General features: G+C 56.4%; 23 protein-coding genes, 1 tRNA gene and 1 pseudogene. 9 read left to right on the top strand and 16 right to left on the bottom strand.

All coding sequences use genetic code 11. From position 1 onward, the window contains the following. Window positions 1-3: 3 nt before the first annotated feature. Window positions 4-79 (bottom strand) — tRNA-Ala (locus tag ASF29_RS01765). A 152-nt stretch (window positions 80-231) separates the two neighbouring features. Further along, window positions 232-618 (bottom strand): TIGR02300 family protein, encoded by a 387-nt coding sequence (locus ASF29_RS01770; protein WP_062447953.1) that lies wholly within the window; start codon window positions 616-618, stop codon window positions 232-234. A gap of 232 nt (window positions 619-850) precedes the next feature. Here ASF29_RS01770 and cmk point away from each other — a divergent pair, with 232 nt between their 5' ends. Together cmk and rpsA are read left to right on the top strand one after the other, a co-directional pair. Next, window positions 851-1,483: a (d)CMP kinase gene (cmk, locus tag ASF29_RS01775; protein WP_062447956.1), complete on the top strand. Its 633-nt coding sequence runs from the start codon at window positions 851-853 to the stop codon at window positions 1,481-1,483. Between the two features lie 164 nt (window positions 1,484-1,647). Then, a complete protein-coding gene (rpsA, locus tag ASF29_RS01780) occupies window positions 1,648-3,348 on the top strand; it encodes a 30S ribosomal protein S1 (protein ID WP_062447957.1) in 1,701 nt (566 codons plus the stop codon). Window positions 3,349-3,421: 73 nt separating this feature from the next. Here rpsA and ASF29_RS01785 read toward each other — a convergent pair whose 3' ends face one another. Together ASF29_RS01785 and ASF29_RS01790 are read right to left on the bottom strand one after the other, a co-directional pair. Beyond that, complete coding sequence (locus ASF29_RS01785; protein WP_062447960.1) at window positions 3,422-5,032, bottom strand: hypothetical protein; 1,611 nt, start codon at window positions 5,030-5,032, stop codon at window positions 3,422-3,424. A 226-nt stretch (window positions 5,033-5,258) separates the two neighbouring features. Further along, window positions 5,259-5,885, bottom strand: a complete 627-nt coding sequence (locus ASF29_RS01790) for a ribonuclease D (RefSeq protein WP_062447963.1) — start codon at window positions 5,883-5,885, stop codon at window positions 5,259-5,261. 163 nt (window positions 5,886-6,048) lie between these two features. Between ASF29_RS01790 and ASF29_RS01795 the strand changes: the two genes are divergently transcribed. Both ASF29_RS01795 and ASF29_RS01800 read left to right on the top strand, forming a co-directional pair. Then, the gene (locus tag ASF29_RS01795) at window positions 6,049-6,633 is read left to right on the top strand and encodes a nucleoside 2-deoxyribosyltransferase (protein ID WP_062447966.1); all 585 of its coding nucleotides are present in this window, start codon (window positions 6,049-6,051) and stop codon (window positions 6,631-6,633) included. Between the two features lie 15 nt (window positions 6,634-6,648). Then, window positions 6,649-7,398 (top strand): SDR family oxidoreductase, encoded by a 750-nt coding sequence (locus ASF29_RS01800; protein ID WP_062448617.1) that lies wholly within the window; start codon window positions 6,649-6,651, stop codon window positions 7,396-7,398. Window positions 7,399-7,694: 296 nt separating this feature from the next. On the opposite strand, the gene ASF29_RS01805 is transcribed toward ASF29_RS01800, so the two are convergent. Beyond that, entirely contained in the window at window positions 7,695-8,984 is a 1,290-nt protein-coding gene (locus tag ASF29_RS01805) for a Gfo/Idh/MocA family oxidoreductase (RefSeq protein ID WP_062447968.1), read from the bottom strand. Between the two features lie 450 nt (window positions 8,985-9,434). Here ASF29_RS01805 and ASF29_RS01810 point away from each other — a divergent pair, with 450 nt between their 5' ends. Both ASF29_RS01810 and ASF29_RS01815 read left to right on the top strand, forming a co-directional pair. Further along, a complete protein-coding gene (locus ASF29_RS01810) occupies window positions 9,435-9,677 on the top strand; it encodes a hypothetical protein (protein ID WP_062447971.1) in 243 nt (80 codons plus the stop codon). Window positions 9,678-9,787: 110 nt separating this feature from the next. Further along, the gene (locus tag ASF29_RS01815) at window positions 9,788-10,288 is read left to right on the top strand and encodes a ferritin-like domain-containing protein (protein ID WP_062447974.1); all 501 of its coding nucleotides are present in this window, start codon (window positions 9,788-9,790) and stop codon (window positions 10,286-10,288) included. Window positions 10,289-10,358: 70 nt separating this feature from the next. Here ASF29_RS01815 and ASF29_RS01820 read toward each other — a convergent pair whose 3' ends face one another. The 3 genes from ASF29_RS01820 to ASF29_RS01830 form a co-directional block, all read right to left on the bottom strand. After that, entirely contained in the window at window positions 10,359-10,838 is a 480-nt protein-coding gene (locus ASF29_RS01820) for a response regulator (protein ID WP_082453337.1), read from the bottom strand. A 201-nt stretch (window positions 10,839-11,039) separates the two neighbouring features. Continuing rightward, complete coding sequence (locus ASF29_RS01825) at window positions 11,040-11,774, bottom strand: Crp/Fnr family transcriptional regulator (protein ID WP_062447976.1); 735 nt, start codon at window positions 11,772-11,774, stop codon at window positions 11,040-11,042. 171 nt (window positions 11,775-11,945) lie between these two features. Beyond that, on the bottom strand, window positions 11,946-12,434 hold the full coding sequence (locus tag ASF29_RS01830; protein WP_062447977.1) for a ribonuclease H: 489 nt from the start codon (window positions 12,432-12,434) through the stop codon (window positions 11,946-11,948). A 141-nt stretch (window positions 12,435-12,575) separates the two neighbouring features. On the opposite strand from ASF29_RS01830, the pseudogene ASF29_RS23750 reads away from it, so the two are divergent. Both ASF29_RS23750 and ASF29_RS01835 read left to right on the top strand, forming a co-directional pair. Continuing rightward, window positions 12,576-12,683: pseudogene (locus tag ASF29_RS23750) on the top strand (gluconate 5-dehydrogenase); the annotation flags it as partial. A gap of 94 nt (window positions 12,684-12,777) precedes the next feature. After that, window positions 12,778-13,206, top strand: a complete 429-nt coding sequence (locus ASF29_RS01835; RefSeq protein WP_062448620.1) for a DUF4112 domain-containing protein — start codon at window positions 12,778-12,780, stop codon at window positions 13,204-13,206. Between the two features lie 8 nt (window positions 13,207-13,214). Here ASF29_RS01835 and ASF29_RS01840 read toward each other — a convergent pair whose 3' ends face one another. Together ASF29_RS01840 and ASF29_RS01845 are read right to left on the bottom strand one after the other, a co-directional pair. Then, window positions 13,215-14,600, bottom strand: a complete 1,386-nt coding sequence (locus ASF29_RS01840; RefSeq protein WP_062447979.1) for a HAMP domain-containing sensor histidine kinase — start codon at window positions 14,598-14,600, stop codon at window positions 13,215-13,217. After that, on the bottom strand, window positions 14,597-15,265 hold the full coding sequence (locus ASF29_RS01845) for a response regulator transcription factor (RefSeq protein ID WP_062447981.1): 669 nt from the start codon (window positions 15,263-15,265) through the stop codon (window positions 14,597-14,599). Before ASF29_RS01845 ends, ASF29_RS01840 begins: the two co-directional genes overlap by 4 nt. A 132-nt stretch (window positions 15,266-15,397) precedes the next feature. Between ASF29_RS01845 and ASF29_RS01850 the strand changes: the two genes are divergently transcribed. Then, on the top strand, window positions 15,398-15,898 hold the full coding sequence (locus ASF29_RS01850) for a hypothetical protein (protein WP_062447984.1): 501 nt from the start codon (window positions 15,398-15,400) through the stop codon (window positions 15,896-15,898). Window positions 15,899-15,970: 72 nt separating this feature from the next. Here the strand turns inward: ASF29_RS01850 and ASF29_RS01855 are convergent, their stop codons facing one another. The 6 genes from ASF29_RS01855 to ASF29_RS01880 form a co-directional block, all read right to left on the bottom strand. Next, window positions 15,971-16,663, bottom strand: a complete 693-nt coding sequence (locus ASF29_RS01855) for a ParA family protein (protein WP_062448622.1) — start codon at window positions 16,661-16,663, stop codon at window positions 15,971-15,973. 117 nt (window positions 16,664-16,780) lie between these two features. Further along, a complete protein-coding gene (locus ASF29_RS01860; RefSeq protein ID WP_062447986.1) occupies window positions 16,781-17,869 on the bottom strand; it encodes a chemotaxis response regulator protein-glutamate methylesterase in 1,089 nt (362 codons plus the stop codon). A gap of 8 nt (window positions 17,870-17,877) precedes the next feature. Further along, on the bottom strand, window positions 17,878-18,726 hold the full coding sequence (locus ASF29_RS01865; protein ID WP_156462496.1) for a CheR family methyltransferase: 849 nt from the start codon (window positions 18,724-18,726) through the stop codon (window positions 17,878-17,880). A gap of 14 nt (window positions 18,727-18,740) precedes the next feature. Next, the gene (locus ASF29_RS01870; RefSeq protein ID WP_062447988.1) at window positions 18,741-19,235 is read right to left on the bottom strand and encodes a chemotaxis protein CheW; all 495 of its coding nucleotides are present in this window, start codon (window positions 19,233-19,235) and stop codon (window positions 18,741-18,743) included. A gap of 108 nt (window positions 19,236-19,343) precedes the next feature. Continuing rightward, window positions 19,344-21,044, bottom strand: coding sequence for a methyl-accepting chemotaxis protein (locus ASF29_RS01875; RefSeq protein ID WP_062447990.1), 1,701 nt, complete (start codon window positions 21,042-21,044; stop codon window positions 19,344-19,346). A 138-nt stretch (window positions 21,045-21,182) separates the two neighbouring features. Further along, window positions 21,183-22,994 (bottom strand): methyl-accepting chemotaxis protein, encoded by a 1,812-nt coding sequence (locus ASF29_RS01880; RefSeq protein ID WP_062447992.1) that lies wholly within the window; start codon window positions 22,992-22,994, stop codon window positions 21,183-21,185.

A 22,994-nucleotide genomic window follows, 5' to 3' on the forward strand; every position in this document is an offset into this window, starting at 1 on the left:
ATTTGGTGGAGCTAAGCGGGATCGAACCGCTGACCTCTTGCATGCCATGCAAGCGCTCTCCCAGCTGAGCTATAGCCCCATAAGGGTTCCGGTATTCTTCAATCCGGTTCCGGGAACCGAAGCAGTTGTCTGCGTCGGTGGCGGCTTGATACTTGTGGTTCGGGAAGATGGCAAGCCGAAAATTTCGCCCGACGACATTTTTTTGACGTCGGGCGAGGAATTCTGTGGAAATCAGGTTTCGTCGTCGTCGCCGTTCACGCCGATGATGCCCGAAACGTCATCGTCGTCTTCGTCTTCGTCTGCTTCCAGGAACGTGTCGTCGTCATCGTCCAGTTCGACATCGTCGTCACCTTCGATATCGGGGATATCGTCGCCGTTGGAATCGCTGTCGGCATCTTCCAGAGGCACGAGCTCGACTTCCGTGTTCTCGGTATCGACTTCTGCGACTTCCTCTTCTTCAGCCTGCTCCATCTTCTTTGCTGCTGTGGTTTCCTCGAAGAAGGAAAGCGGCCAGGACTTGCCGGAGTAAGGAGATACGATGGGGTCGCGGTTCAGGTCGTAAAATTTCTTGCCGGTATCAGGGTCTGTACGCTTGGTTCCAAGGTCCGCTTTTGCCACTGTCTAAGCCTCGAATTGTAAGGTGGGTTCGGTGTTTGTGCCGTATTTCCGGCAGTACACGGTAAATTTCTAGCCGGTCCCATTAATCGCTGATGCCTTTCCTGTCAAAGATAAACTTTAAAGAGCGACGTTGCGTGATATGTCCGGCGTGTCTTGATGATCGGCGGCATGGCTTATAATAAGCCTTTGCCAAGCAGACAGGCCCCAGTCCAAAGCAGCAGGATATATTATAATGACATTCACGATCGCCATCGATGGTCCCGCCGCTGCAGGCAAGGGAACGCTGTCTCGCCGGATCGCCGAGGTCTATGGTTTTCATCATCTCGATACCGGACTGACCTACAGGGCAACAGCGAAAGCATTGCTGGATGCCGGTCTGCCGCTTGATGACGAGACGATTGCGGAAAAGGTGGCGCTGGATCTGGAGCTTGCCGGACTTGACCGCGCGGTGCTGGCCAAGCACGAGGTCGGCGAGGCCGCCTCAAAGCTCGCAGTCATGCCTGCGGTACGGCGCGCACTGGTCAAGGCTCAGCGTTCTTTTGCCGACAGGGAGCCAGGAACGGTTCTGGATGGCAGAGACATCGGCACGGTTGTTTGCCCGGACGCAGCGGTAAAACTCTACGTCACTGCTTCTGCCGATGTGCGTGCGCGACGTCGCTATGACGAGATGATCGCAGCTGGAGAGAGCGCGGATTACGAGTCGGTTTTCGAAGATGTGAAAAAGCGTGACGAGCGGGATATGGGGCGTATCGACAGTCCTTTGAAACCGGCCGCAGACGCACACTTGCTTGATACGTCTAAAATGGGTATAGAGGCGGCGTTTCAGGCAGCGAAGTCGATTATCGATGTTGCTTTGAAGCGGTGAAATTTGCGGGGGCCGGTCAGCGGCGCTCGTCTAGACTGGAATATCCCGAAAGCATGCCCTGCACCGGTAAGCCTCATTGAAAGAGGCGGGCATATATTTCGGGAATGATCAACACGAACCCCCGGTGCTTCGTATCCATTGTTTGGATACTCTCAGGAGATTGAATGTCTGTAGCTACTCCCACGCGCGACGATTTCGCAGCGCTGCTCGAAGAGTCCTTTTCTTCCAATGACCTTGCTGAAGGCTATGTAGCCAAGGGTATCGTCACGGCGATCGAAAAGGACGTTGCGATCGTTGACGTCGGCCTCAAGGTCGAAGGCCGCATCGCGCTCAAGGAATTCGGCGCCCGTTCGAAAGACGGCGGCCTGAAGGTCGGCGACGAAGTCGAAGTTTACGTTGAGCGGATTGAAAACGCTCTGGGCGAAGCCGTTCTGTCGCGCGAGAAGGCTCGCCGCGAAGAGAGCTGGGTCAAGCTCGAAGCCAAGTTCGAAGCTGGCGAACGCGTCGAAGGCGTTATCTTCAACCAGGTCAAGGGTGGTTTCACCGTCGATCTGGATGGCGCTGTTGCGTTCCTTCCACGTTCGCAGGTCGACATTCGTCCGATCCGCGACGTAACGCCTCTGATGCACAACCCGCAGCCCTTCGAAATCCTCAAGATGGACAAGCGTCGCGGCAACATCGTTGTATCGCGTCGTACGGTTCTCGAAGAGTCCCGCGCCGAGCAGCGTTCTGAAATCGTTCAGAACCTCGAAGAAGGCCAGGTTGTTGACGGCGTCGTCAAGAACATCACCGATTACGGTGCGTTCGTTGACCTCGGCGGAATCGACGGCCTGCTGCACGTCACGGATATGGCTTGGCGTCGCGTCAACCATCCTTCGGAAATCCTCAACATTGGCCAGTCGGTCAAGGTTCAGATCATCCGCATCAACCAGGAAACCCACCGTATCTCGCTCGGCATGAAGCAGCTCGAGTCCGATCCTTGGGATGGCATCTCTGCCAAGTATCCAGTTGGCAAGAAGATTTCCGGTACGGTCACGAACATCACCGACTACGGTGCATTCGTTGAGCTGGAGCCAGGCATCGAAGGCCTGATCCACATTTCCGAAATGTCCTGGACCAAGAAGAACGTACATCCCGGCAAGATCCTGTCCACAACACAGGACGTCGACGTTGTCGTTCTCGAAGTCGATCCTTCCAAGCGTCGTATTTCGCTGGGCCTCAAGCAGACCCTCGAGAACCCATGGCAGGCATTTGCGTTCAGCCATCCGGCCGGCACTGAAGTCGAAGGCGAAGTCAAGAACAAGACCGAATTCGGCCTGTTCATTGGTCTCGAAGGCGACGTTGACGGCATGGTTCACCTGTCCGATCTCGACTGGAACCGTCCAGGCGAGCAGGTTATCGAGGAATACAACAAGGGTGACACCGTTAAGGCTGTCGTTCTTGACGTTGACGTCGAGAAGGAACGCATTTCGCTCGGCATCAAGCAGCTCGGTAAGGATGCCGTCGGCGACGCCGCGACATCTGGCGAACTGCGCAAGAACGCCGTTGTTTCCGCTGAAGTTATCGGCGTGAACGAAGGTGGTATCGAAGTGAAGCTCGTTGCCCACGAAGATCTCACATCCTTCATCCGCCGCAACGACCTAGCACGTGATCGTGATGATCAGCGTCCAGAGCGTTTCTCGGTTGGCCAGGTTCTCGACGCCCGCGTCGTCAACTTCTCCAAGAAGGACCGCAAGGTCATGCTTTCGATCAAGGCTCTGGAAATCGCAGAAGAGAAGGAAGCTGTTGCTCAGTTCGGTTCGTCCGACAGCGGCGCTTCGCTCGGCGACATCCTTGGCGCGGCTCTGAAGGGTCGCACCGAGTAATCGGTCTGATTGATATCCGAAATAAAGAATCCGCCGGAGCGATCCGGCGGGTTTTTCATTTAATCCTGTCGGTTCAGGAAAATCCGCTCATTTTCAAATAATAGGATTCGGCGTTGCCGAGCGAATTGTCATCATTTGCGCCTTCCGACAGGGAATGATCGATGGCTTCATCATTGGCGGCTGTGCGTTCTTCCTTAGGAGGGTCCTGGTCCTCATCGTCGCTACCATTTTCGGAATCTTCGGAGCCACCTTCGGAAGACGGCAGGCGTCCACGGGGTGGCGTATCGGATTCGTCTTCGTCCTTTGCCATTGGATAGGCAATGAAGGGCAGTGCCGTTCCCTCCTTTGCTATCATGGCAGCCACTGCCGCCTGAAGCGTTGGCTGTTCCAGGATGGCGGCCTTTACATCGTGCACAATGGCGGCCTTTTGAGCCGCGACGATGTCGGGGCGCTGCGAGGAGGGGATGTCATCTGGGTTTCCGTCGCCAGGATCAGACTTTGCCTGAGAGACTGGTACCTGAGGCGTTTGCGATTTGACCGGATGCTCCAACTCCTCCCCAGCCATTGCCGGTAATGGTGCAGCAGCGAGCGTTGATTTGACATCGGCGCTTTCCGGTAACCTGTCGAGAAGCACCGCAAGCAAGAGATTTTCCATCTCCTTTGGAGATGCCTTGGAAAAGGCATTTGATATGGCCGACTTCGACGGACCTTCGATCAAAGGTGTCAGGAGTTGCGGCTGGAGGCGCGGAACGTCCGCCTCATCCATGTGTTGCGGCGCTGGCGGCAAGGGCGTGACCGTCGCAGCGTGTGATGTCACAGGCAGTGAGGTGGCCGAATTTTGCGGGGTCTGCCCGCCTCCAGTCGTAGCTGATTGTGCGTGCCGAGTGTCTGGTGAAGGCAGCTTCTCAGTCATGTCAGCTTGCGCGGCAAGGCCGGTTTGCGCGCTATTGGTTGTCGCGGCGGGCGCCATGCCCGTTGCAGGCTTCGGTGTGAGCGGAAGCGTACCGTTGTCCACCTGCGGCTCCGAAACGGATGGCTGTAAGGGAAGCGTGCCGAACTTGATGCCATCAGCATCTGAAGGCGCGGTTGACATGCGTTGTGGCAGCGCGGTCAGTACCTTGTCTGCAGTGCCGGCAGAAATCTGCGGTGTTGGCTTTATCTGGGCGAGGACGGGGCTCTCAGGCAGGATGTCTTGCAGGTAGGCAGGGATAGACGGCTTTGTCTGGCGTCCCGCCGGGCCGGAACGGGATAGCTCGAACATGACTGCCAATCGTGCCGCTTCAGGCCCCGCCGAACTTTTCAAGGCGGCAGCGAGAATGTCGAGCGTTATGCCGCGCATAATGCTGCCCAGCGCCTTTTCAAGCGTTGCCTTCTGGTCAGCGGGGAACGTTTTTATGCTCTCTACCAGACGTGCGACATAGGCGTCGGCGGCTTCCCCGTCCATGCGGGCGATGTTCAGCAGCTTTCCAAGCGTTTCCGCTAACACACCGGCATTGTTGGAAAGCTGAAGCTCTCCCGATACAGCGCGTATCCCCGTGTTGGATGCGAGATTGGTCACAGCACCGTGTTGCTCGCGGATAGTGGTGGGGGCTGGTGTCGTGGGGCTGGTGACTGCATCCTGACGCGGTGTGGGGGTGGCAAACGACACATCCACTGCACTGACCGGGCTGACAGGCGTTAGCATTGCGCGCTCCCTTCGTGGTGACATATGCCCACGTCAAGCGCTTGCACATATCAGCTGGAACCGGCCCGGCTTCGATGGGGCCTTGGCGACGAGGCAGGTGTCATTTTCGTCCGCTCATGCGGCGCAGTGCTGTGTCGATCCTGCGTCTTTGAGAGAACAGGTGCGAATCATCTGTCTAAGCATGCAGTGGAATGTTTAACGATGTGCTAACCACGTCAGCACCCGCTCAGCTATGCGCGAAGATGTCCGTATCGTCCCAGCCCAAAAGGTCCAGCTTGGCGCGGGTTGGCAGAAATGCAAAACAGGCCTCGGCATGCTCATAGCGACCATCGCGGATCAGGCGTGTCGTCAACTTGTCGCGCAGGGCATGGAGATGAAGCACGTCGGAGGCTGCATATTCCAGTTGCGCCTGTGACAATTTTTCCGCAGCCCAGTCGGAAGACTGCTGCGCCTTGGAGATGTCGACGTCCAGCATCTCGCGCAGATTGTCTTTCAGCCCATGGCGATCCGTATAGGTACGGCAAAGCCTGGAGGCGATTTTCGTGCAGAAGACCGGTGTGCAGGTCACGCCAAACGTATGGAAGAGAACCGCGATGTCGAAGCGACCGTAGTGGAAAATCTTCTGGCGGGAGGGGTCTTCCAGCAGCATGACGAGGTTCGGTGCTTCTGTCTGACCGGCAGCGATACGGATGACATCAGCACTCCCGTCGCCAGGTGACAGCTGAACGACGCACAGCCGGTCGCGTCTCGGTATCAAGCCCAGCGTTTCGGTGTCGATGGCCACTGCACCGGTGTAACGGGCCGCATCGTTTTTCGAAATATCGCCTTCGTGATAACGGATCGTCGCCGCCATGTATTGCTCCACCCTTGGATCATCGAGGAGGCTATAACCGAAACTGCGTGAGCGCGATACCGCCTCACCATGCTTTTCTACATGACTGGCGGCCTTGCACAGCGAAGGAGCGACAGGCTAAGCTGTGCGTCACACATTGTTTTTCGAAAGAGTAACGCGTTTCATGCCAGTCAAAATCTATCTCGCGGGGCCGGAAGTTTTTCTGGCCAATGCTCGTGATATGCTCGATGCCAAAGCCGATCTTGCCCGTGAGGCCGGGTTTGTTCCTCTTTCCCCGGGAGATCTGCAAATACCGCCTGCGGACACAAAAGTCGCACACGGCTGCAACATCAACGCGGTCGATGAGCAGATGATGATGGAGGCCGATGCTATCATCGCCAATATCACGCCCTTTCGCGGCATTGCGGCCGATACCGGCACGAGCTACGAACTGGGCTTCATGTGCGCGCTGGGCAAACCTGTCTTTGCCTATACGAATGTGACCGCCAACCATTTTTCCCGCATCATGCGCCATTACGGCGATGTCGCCACGCAGGATGAAACGGGCCGCTACCGCGGCTCTGACGGGCTTTCCATCGAAAATTTCGACATGGCAGACAATCTCATGCTGCACGGCGGTATTCTGCGCCGGGGCGGCGTCGTGGTGATTGGCGACGCGGCGCCGGGCGATGTCTATACGGACCTGACGGCGTTCAGGGAATGTCTTGCCCACGCCGCGCGGGCGCTGCTGAAAAAAGAAAACGAATAGAGTGGAGATCATATGATGAGCGGTACAATTCTAATCACTGGAGCAACGTCCGGTTTCGGCCATGCGACGGCAAAACTCTTTGCAAAGAACGGCTGGAAAGTCATCGGTACCGGTCGCCGCGCCGAGCGCCTCGCCGCGCTGAAAGACGAGATCGGTGGTGCCTTTCATGGCATGGTGTTCGATATTACCGACGAGGCTGCCATGGCCTCTGAATTTGCTGCGCTTCCGGCAGAGTTCCAGGAGATCGACGTTCTCGTCAATAACGCCGGACTGGCACTCGGCACCGCTACAGCACCGAATGTGCCGCTGAAGGACTGGCACACGATGGTCAACACTAATATCACAGGCCTCCTCAACATCACGCATCACTTGCTGCCGATCTTGATCGAACGCCGTGGCATGATCGTCAATCTTTCATCGGTCGCCGCCCATTGGCCTTATGCGGGCGGCAATGTCTATGCAGGCACGAAAGCATTTCTGCGTCAGTTTTCGCTGGGTCTGAGATCGGATATGCATGGTAAGGGCGTGCGCGTCACATCCATCGAGCCAGGCATGTGCGAAACCGAATTCACCGTTGTCCGCACCGGTGGCGATCAGAGCGCGTCTGATACGCTCTACAAGGGCGTCAATCCGATCCTGCCTGAGGACATCGCCAACACCATTCAGTGGGTCGCATCCCAGCCTAAGCATATCAACATCAACAGCATCGAGTTGATGCCCGTGAACCAATCCTTTGCCGGTTTTCAGGTCCATCGCGACGTCTGACGAATTCCCGCCAATTTTAAAATGATGAAAAACCGGGCAGTATCCCCGAAGCCATGCAAATTTGCATTGCTGCATTGCGAGACTTGCTCTGTTAAAATTCGATGAGATCGCTATATTCAAATCATCGAAGCGACGCACTCCTCCTCCCAGCGTCGCTTGATATGGATCGGCAACACTCCTCCTCCCAGTTGTCGATCAAGTTTAAAGCCTGCCGCACCTCCTCCCGCGGCAGGCTTTTTCCGTTTAAGGCTTCCAAAAGAAGCCGCTACTTGGCGCTGCTCCCCATCGTAAGCGTCTCAGATGTGGATTCCACGGGACTTGAGCATTGATTGAATATCGACGGCTGCGCCGGTTTCGATGGATGCATTGGCGGCAATCCCGGTCAAAATCGACCATGCTCCCGAAATGTGATCGGATGCGCGATTGAAGCGGTCCGGTTCCATACTGTCAGGTGCGAATATATAACCGAGCATGACCGGATCTGCTCCGCCATGATTACCTGTCGCCTTGGGAACGTCTATCATCCGTGGGGTTTCACCAGCAAGATGCAGTTCCGTCGTGATGGCTTCCTCATCGGCATGGTCGCGAACCCCGCCGAACACGCCGTGAACTTCGATGTGCTTGTGGACGATTTCGCCCTTCGTGCCCTGGAAACGTATTTCCAAACCTTCCCAGGGTGAGTAGGCGGTCAGCGTGTAGTTTGCTGTAACACCGGATGCATAGCGAATATGTGCCTGCATCGTATCTTCGATACCGATATCGGCATCGAAGACACATCGATCCCGATAGTAACCATCCTCATCTTCTGCGTCGAGATATAGCGCCCTTAATTGCTCGTCTGCTGAAAGGTCCAGGCGGAAAACGCATCTTTCCGCCACGGGACAGTCCGTGCATCTGGGGCCGTGGTCTTGCAAACCAAGCTCCACTGCCGTCTCCGGTCGATAAAAGGCCCTCCTGCCCGACGCAAAAACCTGCGTCGGAGCCGAGGCCAGCCACCAGTTGAGAAGATCGAAGTGGTGTGTGGACTTATGGACGAGCAGACCACCGGAGTTTTCCTTGTGCCGGTGCCAGCGACGAAAATAATCCGCGCCATGAACGCGGTCCAGATGCCAGCGAAAATCGACAGCCGTAATGGTGCCGATCACGCCCGATGTCAGCATGTCCTTGATCTGCGTGCGCGCCGGGGAATAACGGTAATTGAACGTCACCATCACTCGACGTCCGGTGCGCGCCTGCGCATCGACGATTTGTTTCAGTCGCGACAGGTCGATCGTCAGCGGCTTTTCGCAGATGACATCGCACCCCGCTTCGAATGCCCGAACGATATAATCGGAGTGCAGATAATCCGGGGTGGCAACGACAATTGTGTCTGGCTTCTGTTCGGCAATCAACTGGTCGAAGTTGTCAGAGAGATAGGTCGGAACACCGTTTGTCCCCGGTTTGGAAATAGCTCGTGCCGCTTCTCCCAGACGATGCGCGTTGCTGTCGCACAGCGCCACGATCTCGTGCCGGTCTGCATAGTCTTCGGTCACGGAATCCCGGAACATCTTGTGACGTGATCCGCATCCAACAATCGCGATTTTCACTTGTCTTCCCTTTACATGCCATGGGTGGATTTCACTGATGTCACGCGCTCGCGCCGTGCATAAGTGATGACAAACCGTTGGATGTTTCGAAGAAGGGGGGAGGAAGAGAGCACATGGAGGACCAACGGATAGATACTATCTAGCCATTAAAGTCATATTATGATTTTTAGGCAAGTGGATTTTCCATGCTGCGGTGCACGCTTTTAAATGCACCAGTCTCGCTCACTATTATTTCCGATCCATTGCTGCGTCACTAGGCTGGGCGCCACGTCCCGAACCGTTCGGCGATGACCAATGCTCGTCCTGAGATTCACCAAACTCTGTCGGTCGATCCTCCAGTCCAAGATGCAGTTGGGGAACTCCTGATGCAACCGTTTGTTCGGCGAAGGGAACATGCTTACCCGTCGCGTTATGCGTCGATAAGTTCTTTCAAGAACAAAGGAGACGATCATGCCTATTTCGAAAGACGAGAAGTCTGACCTTGATGACATTCACAAGGATGCCGAGGGGCAATACGCCAAAGGGCTTGAGCGGAGCGACAACAACGGCGTCGCTAGCGCCAAACCACGTGTTATCACCGGCTCAGATGACGCGACTGTTCACAAAAATCCGCCAGGCAAAAAACCTTCAAAAAAGGAATGGGATGTCAATTACGACGAGCGTGAAACGAATGAAGGGGATTTTCGAGGCTAGGAACGCTTACGCAGGTGCGGCGGGTTTTTCGAACCCGGCACATGTTTATCTGGAACTTCCGGTCTTACTCACGGTTCGGCAGGTCCCAACACCCGAAGCAGGAGATACCCATGGCCGAAAAAACACTCGACGATCTTTTTCTCGATACTCTCAAAGACATCTACTTTGCTGAAAAGCAGATTTTGAAAGCTTTGCCAAAGATGGCGCGGGCGGCCCAGTCCGACGAGGGTAAGGCTGCATTTCTTCATCATAAGGAAGAAACCGAGGGTCAGATCGAACGCCTTCAACAGGTCTTCGAACTTCTCGGCAAGAGCGCTCGTGGTAAGACCTGTGAAGCAATTCAGGGTATCATCGCCGAAGGCGAAGAGATCATGGAAGACTATAAGGGTACCGAAGCGCTCGACGCAGGTCTGATTTCCTCAGCGCAAGCCGTGGAACACTACGAAATCGCCCGTTACGGCACATTGAAGAGCTGGGCGCTCAAGCTCGGATACACGGAAGCCGCAGATCTCTTGGATGCAACCCTTCAGGAAGAAATTGCGACGGATGCCAAATTGACGGAACTGGGCGAAGGTTCGGCAAACACCAAGGCGTCCAAAAAACGGGCGTAATCAAAGCAAAAAAGGAAGCCCGTGATTGCGGGCTTCCTTTAAAATGCATGACCGGGCATGACAATCTCCTTCAGCTTTGTGGTTGAAGCGCGTCGTCCACCTTTTTTAAGAGCAATTCAGGTGGGCAAGGTTTGCTCAGCCAGCTACCCTTCAGGAAGATTTCGGGGGCGCCAGTACGATCACGCCCTGTGCAAACGATAAAAGGTATGCCCATCAATTTGAGACGTGAAGCCACTTCCGTCGCGGGTCCGTCCTTCAAGTGCACATCGAGAAGCGCAACAGATGGTCTTTTTCGCTCAAGCCATGTCAGCGCATCGCTACATGATGAGCAGATGTGAACAGCATGACCTGCGGTGTTGAGCGTATATTCGAGATCCACTGCGATAAGAGGTTCGTCTTCAAGGATCAGGACTGAGCCAATTGCCTTATCTACGCCGGGCTGAAATTCGCCCGTGGATCGATCGCCCTGCAGTTCTAGTGCATGGAACGTCGGTTCATCCATATGTCTTGCTTCGTCGTGTTCTTGACTTGATGAATGCGATATAGTCATTGGTATGGCTCCTCATAATCGTCGCCAGACCCCGCCGATGAATCAGTTCTCGGGGAATTTTCGTATGTGAATGCGAAGAGTAGACCCCAAATCGCGTAAAATCATGATTTTTTACTAATTTAGTTTTTGTGTCTGATTTCGTACAAAAACTTGAAGTTTGCCCTGCCGTTACCGTCAGCACGAGCCAGACGATAAGATTGTTCAATCAATAAGCTTCAGAAGACGCGGAGAAAGTCCCACAAGCCGCTCGTATTCACGTTCCGCAACACCATAGCAGGCCCCTGCAATCTCCTCCAGCTTGGCGCGATCGAGGATGCGGATATTGCCACGTGTGGCCTTGATGGCGTTGATGCCCTCAAGCAGGTGAAGATGATCGGTCACGCCGGATCGGCGTACGCCCAGCATGACGGCGAGAAATTCATGGGTCAGTCCGATGTCGTCACCCAGCCGATCCTGACACATGAGAAGCCAGCGCGCGAGACGCTCATAGATACTGAACCGCGCATTTGCGACCGCTGTGTAGGAAAGCTGGATATTGCTGGCCTGGACGTAGCGCAGCAACAGTGAGCCGAACATTGGGACCTGCTCGGTAATTTCTCTGATAACAGAAACTGGAACACGATAACCGAAACCTTCGCCCTGAACGAATGTTCGCGACGGCGTCTGTTCCGAATGGAGAGTTGTGTGCAGCCCGGTTGCGCCTTCAAACCCGATATGGCCGACCTCGGTCATCTGGCTATTGGGTGTCATGACGACGACTGAGGCAAGGCCGCTTTCGATGAAGCAAACGAACTGGGTTGGACTGTCCGGCTCCACCAGTGTCAGTCGGGAGGTCAGTTCGATGCGTTCCATATGGGAATCAAGCAGAGCAAAAGCGTCAGACGGTGCAGCACGAAGCAAGAGGTTGTGCACACGGTTCTGCGATGACAAGGCCATTATTCCTCCGGGTGGGGAAGCGTTAGCCTCAAGTCTGTGGAGGCAATGTCGGCTTATGCGTCAAACCTGCCTCATTTGCTACATTAGGATTTACTCCGTCCGGTTTCAGACAAAAGGACGAATATCCGTCTCGACGTCGTTAGCAATGCACAGCAACGTGGAGCCGCGAACCTATCTCTCCAGGTCTTTCGCCACGCCCGCGAGCGCGTCGGCGCGTTCATTGCCGTCATTGCCCTGATGACCCTTGCACCATGCGACATTCAGCATGGCATTTTTGGCCAGTTCGGCGTCGAGCCTTTGCCAGAGCGATGCGTCGGGCAGGGGGCGTTTGCGCGTCTTCGGATTGGCGGAATATCTCCTCCATCCGCTATTCTTCCAGATGGGTCGCCAGCGATTGCATCCCTCCACGACATGGTGGGAATCCGACCAGATGGTGACGATGTGATCAAGCGCATTAGCGTTGGCCCACTCTGCGGCCTTCAGCACGGCGAAAAGCTCCAGCGTGTTGTTGGTTCCACCATCGAAATGACCTGACGCCGTTGCAATCGTTTCATTGCCCGCAACGGCGACGAAAGCCCAGCCGCCGCGCTGCGAGGCGGGAGCGAAAGAGCCATCTGTGTAGATGTCCAAGCGGACGGTCAATGAGAGGGAACCGTGCATGCTGTTATCCGTATTTCCCGCCTTGATCTGGTTTCATCGAGCTTCGCTTATCTGTGCCCAGATGACATAGACCGCCAGATCCATAAAGACTACCAACACCTCATGTCTTGTGATGCCTTCACGAAATTTGCCACTACAATCCGTTGAGACAGGCTAGTAGGGGCCTGTATAGTCCTGTCCTCGTCCGCGTCTACCTTCGTCAACGGCCATGTTCTCTATGTCGATGGTGGGATCACGGCATCATTATGAAAAGTGCGATCGCGATCTCGAAGACTTGAACACGGCTTGTCGCATCCCCATTCCTTTAGAAGATACGATTTCTCTTTTCGGTTTGGAGTCTACTGTGGCTGCTAAAACTTGGAATGCGGGCGGGGCGAAAACGCACACATCAAGCGATTTCATCGATCATGCAGAGCGTCTTCGGCGGTTGCGTCGTTTGTCCGGTATCGCGCGGTTGATGGACACGGCTGTCGGTATTCCCGGAACGCGCTTTCGCTTCGGGGCGGACTCGATCATGGGCCTTGTTCCCCTTGTCGGAGACGGGGCCGGAGCACTGGTCGGTCTCTACATCGTCAATGAAGGCCGCCGTCTCGGTGTCCCGCGTGAGAAGCTGGCGCGTATGGTCGGCAATATCGGCGTGGATGCGGTCTTCGGCAGCGTCCCGCTGGTGGGTGATCTTTTCGATGTGTATTTCAAGTCTCATCGTCGTAACGTCAACATGATCATCGATCATTTCGGCATTCAGGATGACGAGTTGCACCGGAAACGCTGATGTATGAGCTAGGTTTGCGGCCCGGCCGATGATCTGGCCGCTGCCGGTAGGGTGAGAACCGCACGCAGGCCGCTCGGTGATCTCCCCTTGAGAGATAGCCTCCCTCCGTAAAGCTCCGCCATCTCGTTGACGATGGTGAGTCCGAAACCCGAACCCGCAATGCGTTCGTCTTCCCGCACGCCGGGCAGCATAACTGCCTCCATGCGCGACGCGGGGATGCCAGGTCCATCGTCATCGATGCAGATGCGCAGGTGGGGGCCATCCCTGTCTGCCGTCACCGTGATCTTGGTCGCTGCCCATTTGAAAGCATTGTCGATCAGGTTGCCCAGCATTTCCTCCAGATCGTTGTCGTCGCAGGCAACGGTCAACTCTTCGGCAATCGATGTTTCGAAGCCTATGTTCCGGTCTGCATGGATCGAACTGGTCGCGAGGTGAAGATCGGAAACGGTTGCTGCGACATTAGCTCCCTTGATAGCGCCCTTCGTCACCATGGCCTGGCGGGTCGACCCAAGGTGGTGTTTTATCCTCTGATCGATACGCCGTCCGACATCACGCAAAGAACCGTCCGGATCGTTGCTGTCATTTAAGGCCAGCAGCAGACTTGCCACAGGTGTTTTCAGCCCATGCGCCAAATTGGCGAATTGCATGCGCGTGGTGGTTAGTCGCTCTTCGTTTGCGGTCAGAAGCGCGTTTGTTTTCCCAGAAAGCGGCGCAAGTTCCGCTGTTTTCTGGGGTGGCAACCGATCCAGTTCGCCGCGATTGATCGCATCGATATCCGCCGCCATCGCGACGAGAGGACGCAGGCCGAAACGGATTTGCCACAGGGTGCCGCCCAGCAGAACAAGACCAAGCGCAAGCATGCAGGGGATCAACCACAGCAGGGCTCTCAGCGCCGGATCGATCAATGCACTCGCAGGCGCGCTTGCCGTAATGGTTGCCATTGTGCCATCGACGTCATGCATGATCTGGCGGGTGTAGAGCGAGCGCCCGTTTTCATCATGGCTTTCGCCGGGCGACGGCATTCCGCTCATCATGCGTCTCAGCGACTGGCGCGGCAGCGAGGCCTCGAGGGTGTCTGTCATCAGAGAGCGTGATGTCAGCCGTTGCGCACCGCCATCGATCTGCCAGTACCAGCCAGAACCGGCGCGGTCAAAAGGGGCGGCATCCATGGAGGCAGAGAGGGACAACCTTCCGTCTGCCTGTTTCTGAAGAGCGCTGGCGAGCGCGTTGATCTGCGTGTCCAGCCTCTGGTCGATCTGCTCCCGTACGACTGTCTTGAGCGCCAGTGCCAAAATGACCGATGCCACCACCAGCGCTGCCGTGACGAAAATGCCCGAGAATAGCAAAAGTCTTCCCGCCAGCGAGCGTGGCGATTTCAAAACGGGCTTCCTCAAGTCGCAACCCCCGCCGTCAGCATGTATCCTCGGCCTCTGACAGTCTCGATGCGTTCGGCGCCGATCTTCTTGCGCAATCGCGCAATGATGACCTCGATCGAATTGGAATCCACTTCGGCATCGCCGTCGTAGACCTTTTCATTCAGTTCGCGCCGGTCGACGATGGTCTCCTTTCGCAGGATGAGACAGGACAGGACGCGCCATTCCAGCGCCGTAAGCTTAAGCGGAAGCCCGTCCATTTCGAAAGTTCCCAACTGTGCATCGAACAGCAGCGGGCCGCAGTTCACCCGCGCCGATGCGTAGCCGGCGGCGCGGCGTACCAGCGCACGCAGTCGCAACACCAGCTCTTCCAGCTTGAACGGTTTGGGCAGAAAATCATCAGCACCGGCTTTGAAGCTTGCTACCTTGTCAGGCCAGCCATCGCGCGCGGTCAGAACCAGGACCGGCAGGTTCCGCTCGCCGTCGCGCCACCCTTTCAAAACCGAAACACCATCGATCTTTGGTAGACCAAGGTCGAGGATGGCGACGTCGAAGAGTTCTGTAAGGCCAGCATGGAGCGCATCCTCCCCATTGCGGGCGATGTCGACCACGAAATTCTCGAGCCGAAGCGCCGCTGCGATCCTGCCTCCAAGGTCTGCGTCATCTTCCACGAGCAGCACGCGCATGAGTGAACTTTCCAGTGAGAGAAAGGCTGAAAATCTAGATATGGCAGCTTAACTCAAACTGAACGGGAAGGTTCAGCGCGGTGTTCGGGTCGCTGGTCTAGATTGGTGGTGTCATTGAAAAGGAGCACTGAAATGCAGACCGAAAACCACGATATTGAACATCCTCATCCCGCAACGGGTCCCGATCATCCGCCGCATAAGAAACGCAGTCGGTTGGCAATTCCCGCTATCGCCGCTGTCGTTGCATTGGCACTTGGTGCCGCTGGGGGGGCAGGTGCCATGAAGCTGATGCGCCCGACGCCTGAGATGGCGCCGATGACGCCGGTTGCCATCTCGACCATGCCGCCATCCAGCCTTGTGACGATCAAGGGTACTGTCGCCGAAATCTATGGCAACAAGTTCCTATTGCAGGATGGCAGCGGCAAGGCACTGATCGAAACCGGCCCAGAGGGAGAGGGCGGCATGCTGGTCCGGCCCAGCGAGCCCGTCACCGTTCAAGGACGCTTTGATGATGGCTTTGTGCATGCCAGCTATCTGGTGCGCGAAGATGGAAAGACGGAGGCACTCGGACCGCAAAAGGGCCCTCCACCGCACAAGCGTCTCGAAGACATGGCGCGCAAGCTTGCGCCATGATGCGGCCCAGACATGAAAGTTGAACCGCAAAAACACCCCGGTGATCACAGATCGCCGGGGTGTTTTGCAGTATCAGGCGGCGGAGGAATAACGGGCGACCGACTGTGCAGGCAGCAACCTCATGACTTCATCGGCAAACGCGTTTGCGTTGATCAGCGCCTTGTCAAGATTGCTGACCTGCGAAGGGTTCATCATGTGGAGATAACCGCCGAAATCGAACATGTCGCGGAATGCCGCGCGTTCGATGATGGGCGTATCAAGCACATGTACGTTCCGTTTTGCCAGCAGCACCTTGGCGGCCAATAGGGCACGCGTGGTGACCATGGAATTGACGCGCGAGAGCACGACGGAATGCGGAATCTTGATGGATGCGCGGTCGTCCAGATAGCGAAGCAGTTCAAGAACCTGTGCGCCGCCCTGTGCATCCATCGTGCTGCCCTGCACGGGGATCAGGACGTGATTGGACAGGCCGACGGCTGTTGCCAGAAGCGGCGACTGGGCGCCGGGCAAATCCACGATGACGTGGTCGAATTTACGTCTGTTATCCAGAACATGCTGCTGAAGGCTTGTGGCCGAAACATAGGTTATGACGGAAAGATCGACCCGGTGGTCGGCGGCCTCCCGCCACTTGGAAAGCCAGCGCTGGGGGTCGGTATCGATCACACAAATTCGCAAGCCACGGCGCGCTAGTTCCGAAGCCAGCAGCAAAACTGCCGTCGTCTTGCCTGCGCCACCCTTGGTGTTTGCGAATGTAATGACCGCCATGATTGATCCGATAAAGCTGAGACGGTCATCGCCTGTTCGACGCGCCGAAATCATGGCGCGTATCGATCATTGAACATTATGGTTAATGCTTTCCTAATGGAAAAAGCAATTTAACGCTCAACGTCGACGATCTTCGGCCAGAATTTCACGGGCGATCTGGTCGAGCGGGACGATCTTGTCGACGCCGCCGTGGGCGATGGCTTCTTTGGGCATGCCGAACACGACGGAGCTTGCCTCATCCTGGGCAACGGTCAATGCCCCTGCCTGATGCATTTCCAGCATGCCGCGTGCACCGTCGTCGCCCATGCCCGTCATGATCACGCCCATGGCATTGGCACCGGCGGCACGTGCCGCCGAGCGGAACAGCACATCCACGGAGGGACGATGACGCGATACGAGAGGGCCGGTGCGCACGGAAACATGATATCGCGCACCCTGTCGCTCCAGCAACATGTGCTTGTCGCCGGGAGCGATCAGCACATGTCCACGCAGCACCGGATCGCCGTCTGCCGCTTCCTTGATCTCCACGTCGCAGAGCGTGTTCAGGCGTCGCGCAAAGGCTGCGGTGAATTTTTCTGGCATATGCTGGACGATGACCATGCCCGGCGAGTTGGCGGGCAGCTTTTCCAGCATTTCGCGCAGGGCTTCCGTACCACCCGTCGATGCGCCGACGCAGACCACCATTTCCGTGGTTCTGGCCATGGCTTTTCCGGAGGGGGGCGGTAGGACGGCATCTGCGGTCAACTTCGCCTGTGGTGCCATGGCTGCCGGTTGGCGGGCAGATACGCGCATTCCTTTGACACGAGCATGAGCGGCGCTTTTCACCACTTCGCATATCCGCAGGGCAGATTCTGCCAGATGATCGGCAGCGCCGATGCGCGGTTTCAAAATGATGTCGACCGCGCCTGCTTCCAGTGCCTGAATCAACGTCTCCGATCCTGCTTCCGTCAGGGAGGAGCACATGACGACAGGTATCGGATGCTGAGACATGATCTTGCGCAGAAAAGTGATGCCGTCCATACGCGGCATTTCCACATCCAGCGTTATCACGTCGGGCAGGTCTTCCTGTATCTTCTTTGCCGCCATGAAGGGATCGGACGCTGCGCCGATAACCTCGATGGCGGGATCAGCCTGAAGAACGGCGGTGAGCGTCTGCCTGACGCTGGCGGAATCATCGACGATAAGGACGCGGATTTTTTTGACCATGCCTGCGACTATTGTTTCATGAAGACGGTGTTGGCAACCTGCTTTATCGGAAGATCGATCCCTGTTACGGTTTCGGAATGACCGATGAGCAGGTAACCACCGGGTGCCAGACACTTGCACAATTGCGTAAGAACGTGCGTCTGGGTCTTCTTGTCGAAGTAGATCAGCACATTTCGGCAGAACAGCAGGTGGACCGGATCACCGATGTCGTAGCTCGGGTTCATCAGGTTCATACGGGCAAAGCCGATCTTGGAGCGTAGGCCCGCTACGATCCGCACTTCGTTGCGATGCTTTTCCTTGGCTTGCATGACGTATCTGCGTCTTAACTCCGAAGGCACAGGATCAACCAGATCACGCGAGTAGATGCCGCTATGGGCTTTCTTGAGCACATCAGTGGACAGGTCTGTCGCAAGAATGGTGAAATCGGAAATGACGCCTTTTTCCACGGCATCCGCCATCACCATCGCCATGGTATAGGGCTCGGCGCCCGTTGAACATGCCGAACTCCAGGCGCGAATACGGCCAACACCGCGCTTGGCCAGAGCCGGAAGAGCGACCTTTTCCATATAGTCGAAATGGTTCGGCTCGCGAAAGAAGTCGGTTTTGTTGGTGGTTACGACATCGATCAGAAATATCGATTCGCTTTCCATGCCGCCTTCGCGGAACAGGAAATTGCAATAGGAGCTGAATGTCGGGTGGCCTGTTGCCCGAAGACGTTTGCGCAGCCTGCCTTCCAGCATGGATCGCTTCGTTTCCGGCATCTTGATACCGCAATAGTCGTAGATGAAACTGGAAAGTTCTCGGAAATCACGGGTGCTCAGGTTGTCGTCAAAATTTACGCTGACAGCTGTACTCAACTCTAAAATTCCTTTCACGCAGCGCGCATTGGTCCGCCATTGACCCTGGCAAGATCGCTCGCTTCGTTTGAAAACAACTGCGCAAGATCGATGATGACCACAAAATCACCTTCACGGCGAACGACGCCGGCGATGTAGCTGGAGTTCCAGCGAATGCCGATATCGGGTGCGGTTTCGATCTGATCGAGCTGAAATGGCGTGACCTCGAAGACCTTGTCGGCGACGAGGCCGAGCGCCAGCACCTTGTCGGCAAAGGGAATGTCGAGAACGAGGATTCGAGTGTGCGGCGTCTTGACCGTTCGTGTCATGCCCAGACGTAGACGCAGATCGATGACGGGAACACCCTGACCGCGAACGTCGCGCAATCCCAGCAGATAATCCGGCCCGTGAGGAATCTTGAACGCCTCCTCGTGGTCGAGAATCTCACGCACGACATCCACGGGAACAGCGAACACTTCCTCGCCAAGACTAAACGTCACGTACTGGGTATGAGATGATGGGCTCGCCATTTTACGTTTTCTCCAAAGTCATGGTCTTTTCGGTCGAGTGCGTCTGCGTCTGATCGATTTTCGGGGATGGGACGGCGGAGGGATCATCGCCCGCCGCTCATTGTGCGGTTATGCGGACTGGCGGAAATCCTGGTCGTCCGCATCCGGGCCGCCCATGGACATATCCAGTGCAAAGCCCTTAGCACGTGCCTGCTGGCCTCCGATCGAATTGTCGCTCGGTCTGCGAACCACGACCTTCGATGACGGGGCTGCGCCCTGACCGGAACGGCTGGATGCCTGGATTTGCGACGCTGCACGCTGAGCTGACTGTGCTGCGCGCTCGACCTTGAAGAAGGCAATGCTGGCCTGAAGCTCCTCGGCCTGTGCTGCCAGCTCTTCCGAGGTTGCCGACATTTCTTCCGATGCGCTGGTGTTTTGCTGCGTCACACGGTCGAGCTGCTGGATCGCCTCATTGATCTGGTTGGCGCCGATATCCTGCTCGCGACAGGCCGCAGAGATTTCGGCAACGAGTTCAGCCGTCTTGCGGATGTCGGGAACCAGACGGTTCAGCATGTCCCCGGCCTCAGCGGCAGCCGAGACCGTCTGGCTTGACATGGCGCTGATTTCGGCTGCGGCGGACTGGCTGCGTTCGGCCAATTTGCGGACTTCAGAGGCAACGACCGCAAAGCCCTTGCCATGCTCACCCGCGCGGGCTGCTTCCACCGCTGCATTCAGGGCGAGAAGATCGGTCTGGCGCGCGATTTCCTGAACGATGGAAATCTTCTCGGCAATGGTGCGCATGGCGACGACGGCGCGACCGACAGCGGCACCGCTGGCTTCGGCATCGGTGGAGGACTGGCGGGCGATCTTCTCCGTCTGTGCCGCATTTTCAGCGTTCTGGCGAATGTTGGCCGCCATCTGCTCCATGGAGGCGGATGCCTCTTCGGTGGAGGAAGCCTGTTCTGTTGCGCCTTGCGAAACCTGCTCGGAGCTGGCAGACAGTTCCTGGCTGCCGGTCGAAACGTTATCGGCGGCAGACAGCGAGTCGGCGACAACACCGCGCAGACGCTCGATCATCACGTTGACGTGTTCAAGAAGCTTGCCGATTTCATCACGCGACGTAATTTCGCTCAGCGTCGTCAGATCGCCATCGGCAACTTTCCGTACCGCTGATGTTGCTTTGTTCAGACCCTTAACGATGCCCAGTGCTATCATCAGCGCCGCAGCAAGAGCGACCACGATTGCGACTGCGGAAACGCTGGTGATCATAGTCCATGTCGTGTCGTAAAGCGCATCGGTATCCGTATCGGCCTGCCGCATCTGGCCTCTGTTTGCTTCTACGCGCTGGTCGATGATTTCGCCGATCTTGTCGGTCGCCTCACGGCTTTCAGTTTTTGTCTTGACCAAAGCGGACTGAAGGTCGCCGGCTCTGACGAGCTTCCGGATCTCTTCGTCGACTTGAAACAGTTTTTCACCCAGTTCCGCAACGGTACGCCATTGCATGCGACCTTGATCTGTCGTCGCATTCTTCTGAAGCCAATCGACCTTTTCGTGAAACTGGCTGCGATATAAATCACTGTTCTGGATGGATTGTTCAGCTGCTGCGGTGTTATCGGCAGTCGACATGTTCATCTGCGAGCGGGTGAAGCGCAGCTGAATGCGGCCAAGCTCCTGCGCCGCCTCAAGGCGTGCGGCGGGGCCGGATATCACGTTGCTGATAGCCGTGTTCAAGCTGTTAAGGCTGTTGATCGAATAAACGGATATACCAGCCATCATCAAAATAATGAGGCCAAAGGCAATTGCCAACTTAAGTTTGATGGTGAGGTGCATAATACTATTCCTTGTAAAACTTGAACCGCAAGCCAGGTCATCTCCGGGTTGCCAGAACGGTCGGATGGAATGCTTCAGTCTCGAAAAGGGTAGTTCCCCGCTTCGTCATCAAAACGAACGAAACGGGGATGTTTCGATTCACGCGCTTTCGCGGAAGTCGGCGTCGTCTGCATCCGGTCCACCCATGGACATGTCCAGGGCAAAGCCCTTTGCGCGGGCCTGTTGTGAGTGAACCGACTGATCAGGACGACGTGTTGGCGCGGCGGGTTTTGCGACGGGGCGAGGTGCTGGTGCAGCGGCGCGTGGCGCAGTGTAAGCCTTCTGTGCATGTCCAGAATTGCCACGTTCGACCTTGAAGAATGCAATGCTGGCCTGCAGTTCTTCCGCCTGTGCAGCCAGTTCTTCCGATGTTGCCGACATTTCTTCGGATGCACCGGAGTTTTGCTGCGTCACAAGATCCAGCTGCTGGATCGCTTCGTTGATCTGGCTTGCACCGATGTCCTGTTCACGGCAGGCGGCGGAAATTTCCGAAACCAGTTCCGCAGTCTTGCGGATGTCGGGAACCAGACGGTTCAGCATATCGCCAGCTTCCGTCGCAACCTGTACCGTTTCGCCGGACAAGGATGAGATTTCGGCGGCTGCAGCCTGACTGCGTTCGGCCAGCTTGCGGACTTCGGATGCTACGACCGCAAAACCCTTACCGTGTTCGCCAGCACGGGCGGCTTCAACGGCAGCGTTCAGAGCGAGAAGGTCTGTCTGACGAGCGATTTCCTGAACGATGGAAATCTTTTCTGCGATGGTGCGCATGGCGGAAACGGCACGACCAACGGCCTCACCACTGGCTTCGGCATCTTTCGACGACTGACGGGCAATCTTTTCCGTCTGTGCGGCGTTGTCGGCGTTCTGCTTGATGTTGGCGGCCATCTGCTCCATCGAAGCCGATGCTTCTTCGGCAGAGGATGCCTGTTCGGTCGCGCCCTGCGACAGTTGTTCGGAGCTGGCGGACAGTTCCTGGCTACCGGAAGAGACGTTATCGGCAGCAGCCAGCGCATCGCTGACGACGCCGCGCAGACGCTCCACCATGCGTTCCAGAGACAGGCCCAACGTGTCCTTGTCAGACAATGGCTTAGGCGTGATGGTAAGGTTGCCGTCGGCAATCTCATTGGCAACGCTCGCCGTGTTGCGCAGGTTGCCGGTCATGGTGTTGATGCGGGTAACCAGATCCTTGATTTCGTCGTTCGTCTTGATCTGGACGTCCTGGTCGAGGTCGCCGACCGATACAGCTTCAGCAACCGTCATGATCTTGCGAAGACCGCTGCTGATGCCGAGTGCGATCCACAGTGCGGTGCCGATAGCGATGATGACGGCGGCAACCGATGCTGCGATGAGCATCATGCGCGTGTTTTCATATTCGGCAGCGGCAGCCTGCTTTGCGTTTTCAAGGCGGGTGCGGTTGAACTTGACCGTTTCGTCGAGCTTTTGGGTCAGTTCGTTTGCCGCAGTGCGGCCTTCTCCTGCCGAGTAGGCAGCAGCGGCAGAGGTGTTGCCTTCAGCGATCAACTGGCGGACGCGGTCGTCGCTCTCCTCGAAATTCTTGGTGATCGTCATAATGCTCGTCCAGAGCGACTGCATCTCCGGTGGCGCGGTCTTTGCCATGTCGTTGATGAGGTTGTTCAGCTGTTCGCGGCTCTGGTTGCCGGCATTCTTGTACGTCTGTACTTCCGCTGGGGAGGTGGCAAGAATGATGTTTTTCTGCGACCGTACGGTTACCAGAGCCAAGGCGTTGATCTGGTGGACCTTATCCAGCCGTACGACTGTGCCGTCCACCACATCGTCCATGGCGTCCTTGGCAACGCCAAGGCTGTGAATGCCGTATCCGGCGGTGCCTGCCAGCATCAAGATCAAAAATCCGAATGCGACAGCTAGTTTCATCTTAATGGTAAATCGCAT

It is taken from the genome of Rhizobium sp. Leaf262 (assembly GCF_001422245.1).
Taxonomy (GTDB): domain Bacteria; phylum Pseudomonadota; class Alphaproteobacteria; order Rhizobiales; family Rhizobiaceae; genus Agrobacterium.

What these genes read in the sequence shown, in the direction of transcription:
- ASF29_RS01825 (WP_062447976.1), bottom strand. Translation starts at nt 11,774, where the DNA reads ATGGCCTTGTCATCGCAGAACCGTGTGCACAACCTCTTGCTTCGTGCT.
- ASF29_RS01800 (WP_062448617.1), top strand. Translation starts at nt 6,649, where the DNA reads ATGAGCGGTACAATTCTAATCACTGGAGCAACGTCCGGTTTCGGCCAT.
- ASF29_RS01845 (WP_062447981.1), bottom strand. Translation starts at nt 15,265, where the DNA reads ATGCGCGTGCTGCTCGTGGAAGATGACGCAGACCTTGGAGGCAGGATC.
- ASF29_RS01850 (WP_062447984.1), top strand. Translation starts at nt 15,398, where the DNA reads ATGCAGACCGAAAACCACGATATTGAACATCCTCATCCCGCAACGGGT.
- ASF29_RS01785 (WP_062447960.1), bottom strand. Translation starts at nt 5,032, where the DNA reads ATGCTAACGCCTGTCAGCCCGGTCAGTGCAGTGGATGTGTCGTTTGCC.
- ASF29_RS01875 (WP_062447990.1), bottom strand. Translation starts at nt 21,044, where the DNA reads ATGCACCTCACCATCAAACTTAAGTTGGCAATTGCCTTTGGCCTCATT.
- ASF29_RS01830 (WP_062447977.1), bottom strand. Translation starts at nt 12,434, where the DNA reads ATGCACGGTTCCCTCTCATTGACCGTCCGCTTGGACATCTACACAGAT.
- ASF29_RS01880 (WP_062447992.1), bottom strand. Translation starts at nt 22,994, where the DNA reads ATGCGATTTACCATTAAGATGAAACTAGCTGTCGCATTCGGATTTTTG.
- ASF29_RS01790 (WP_062447963.1), bottom strand. Translation starts at nt 5,885, where the DNA reads ATGGCGGCGACGATCCGTTATCACGAAGGCGATATTTCGAAAAACGAT.
- ASF29_RS01855 (WP_062448622.1), bottom strand. Translation starts at nt 16,663, where the DNA reads ATGGCGGTCATTACATTCGCAAACACCAAGGGTGGCGCAGGCAAGACG.
- ASF29_RS01815 (WP_062447974.1), top strand. Translation starts at nt 9,788, where the DNA reads ATGGCCGAAAAAACACTCGACGATCTTTTTCTCGATACTCTCAAAGAC.
- ASF29_RS01860 (WP_062447986.1), bottom strand. Translation starts at nt 17,869, where the DNA reads ATGGTCAAAAAAATCCGCGTCCTTATCGTCGATGATTCCGCCAGCGTC.
- ASF29_RS01870 (WP_062447988.1), bottom strand. Translation starts at nt 19,235, where the DNA reads ATGGCGAGCCCATCATCTCATACCCAGTACGTGACGTTTAGTCTTGGC.
- cmk (WP_062447956.1), top strand. Translation starts at nt 851, where the DNA reads ATGACATTCACGATCGCCATCGATGGTCCCGCCGCTGCAGGCAAGGGA.
- rpsA (WP_062447957.1), top strand. Translation starts at nt 1,648, where the DNA reads ATGTCTGTAGCTACTCCCACGCGCGACGATTTCGCAGCGCTGCTCGAA.
- ASF29_RS01810 (WP_062447971.1), top strand. Translation starts at nt 9,435, where the DNA reads ATGCCTATTTCGAAAGACGAGAAGTCTGACCTTGATGACATTCACAAG.
- ASF29_RS01795 (WP_062447966.1), top strand. Translation starts at nt 6,049, where the DNA reads ATGCCAGTCAAAATCTATCTCGCGGGGCCGGAAGTTTTTCTGGCCAAT.
- ASF29_RS01820 (WP_082453337.1), bottom strand. Translation starts at nt 10,838, where the DNA reads ATGACTATATCGCATTCATCAAGTCAAGAACACGACGAAGCAAGACAT.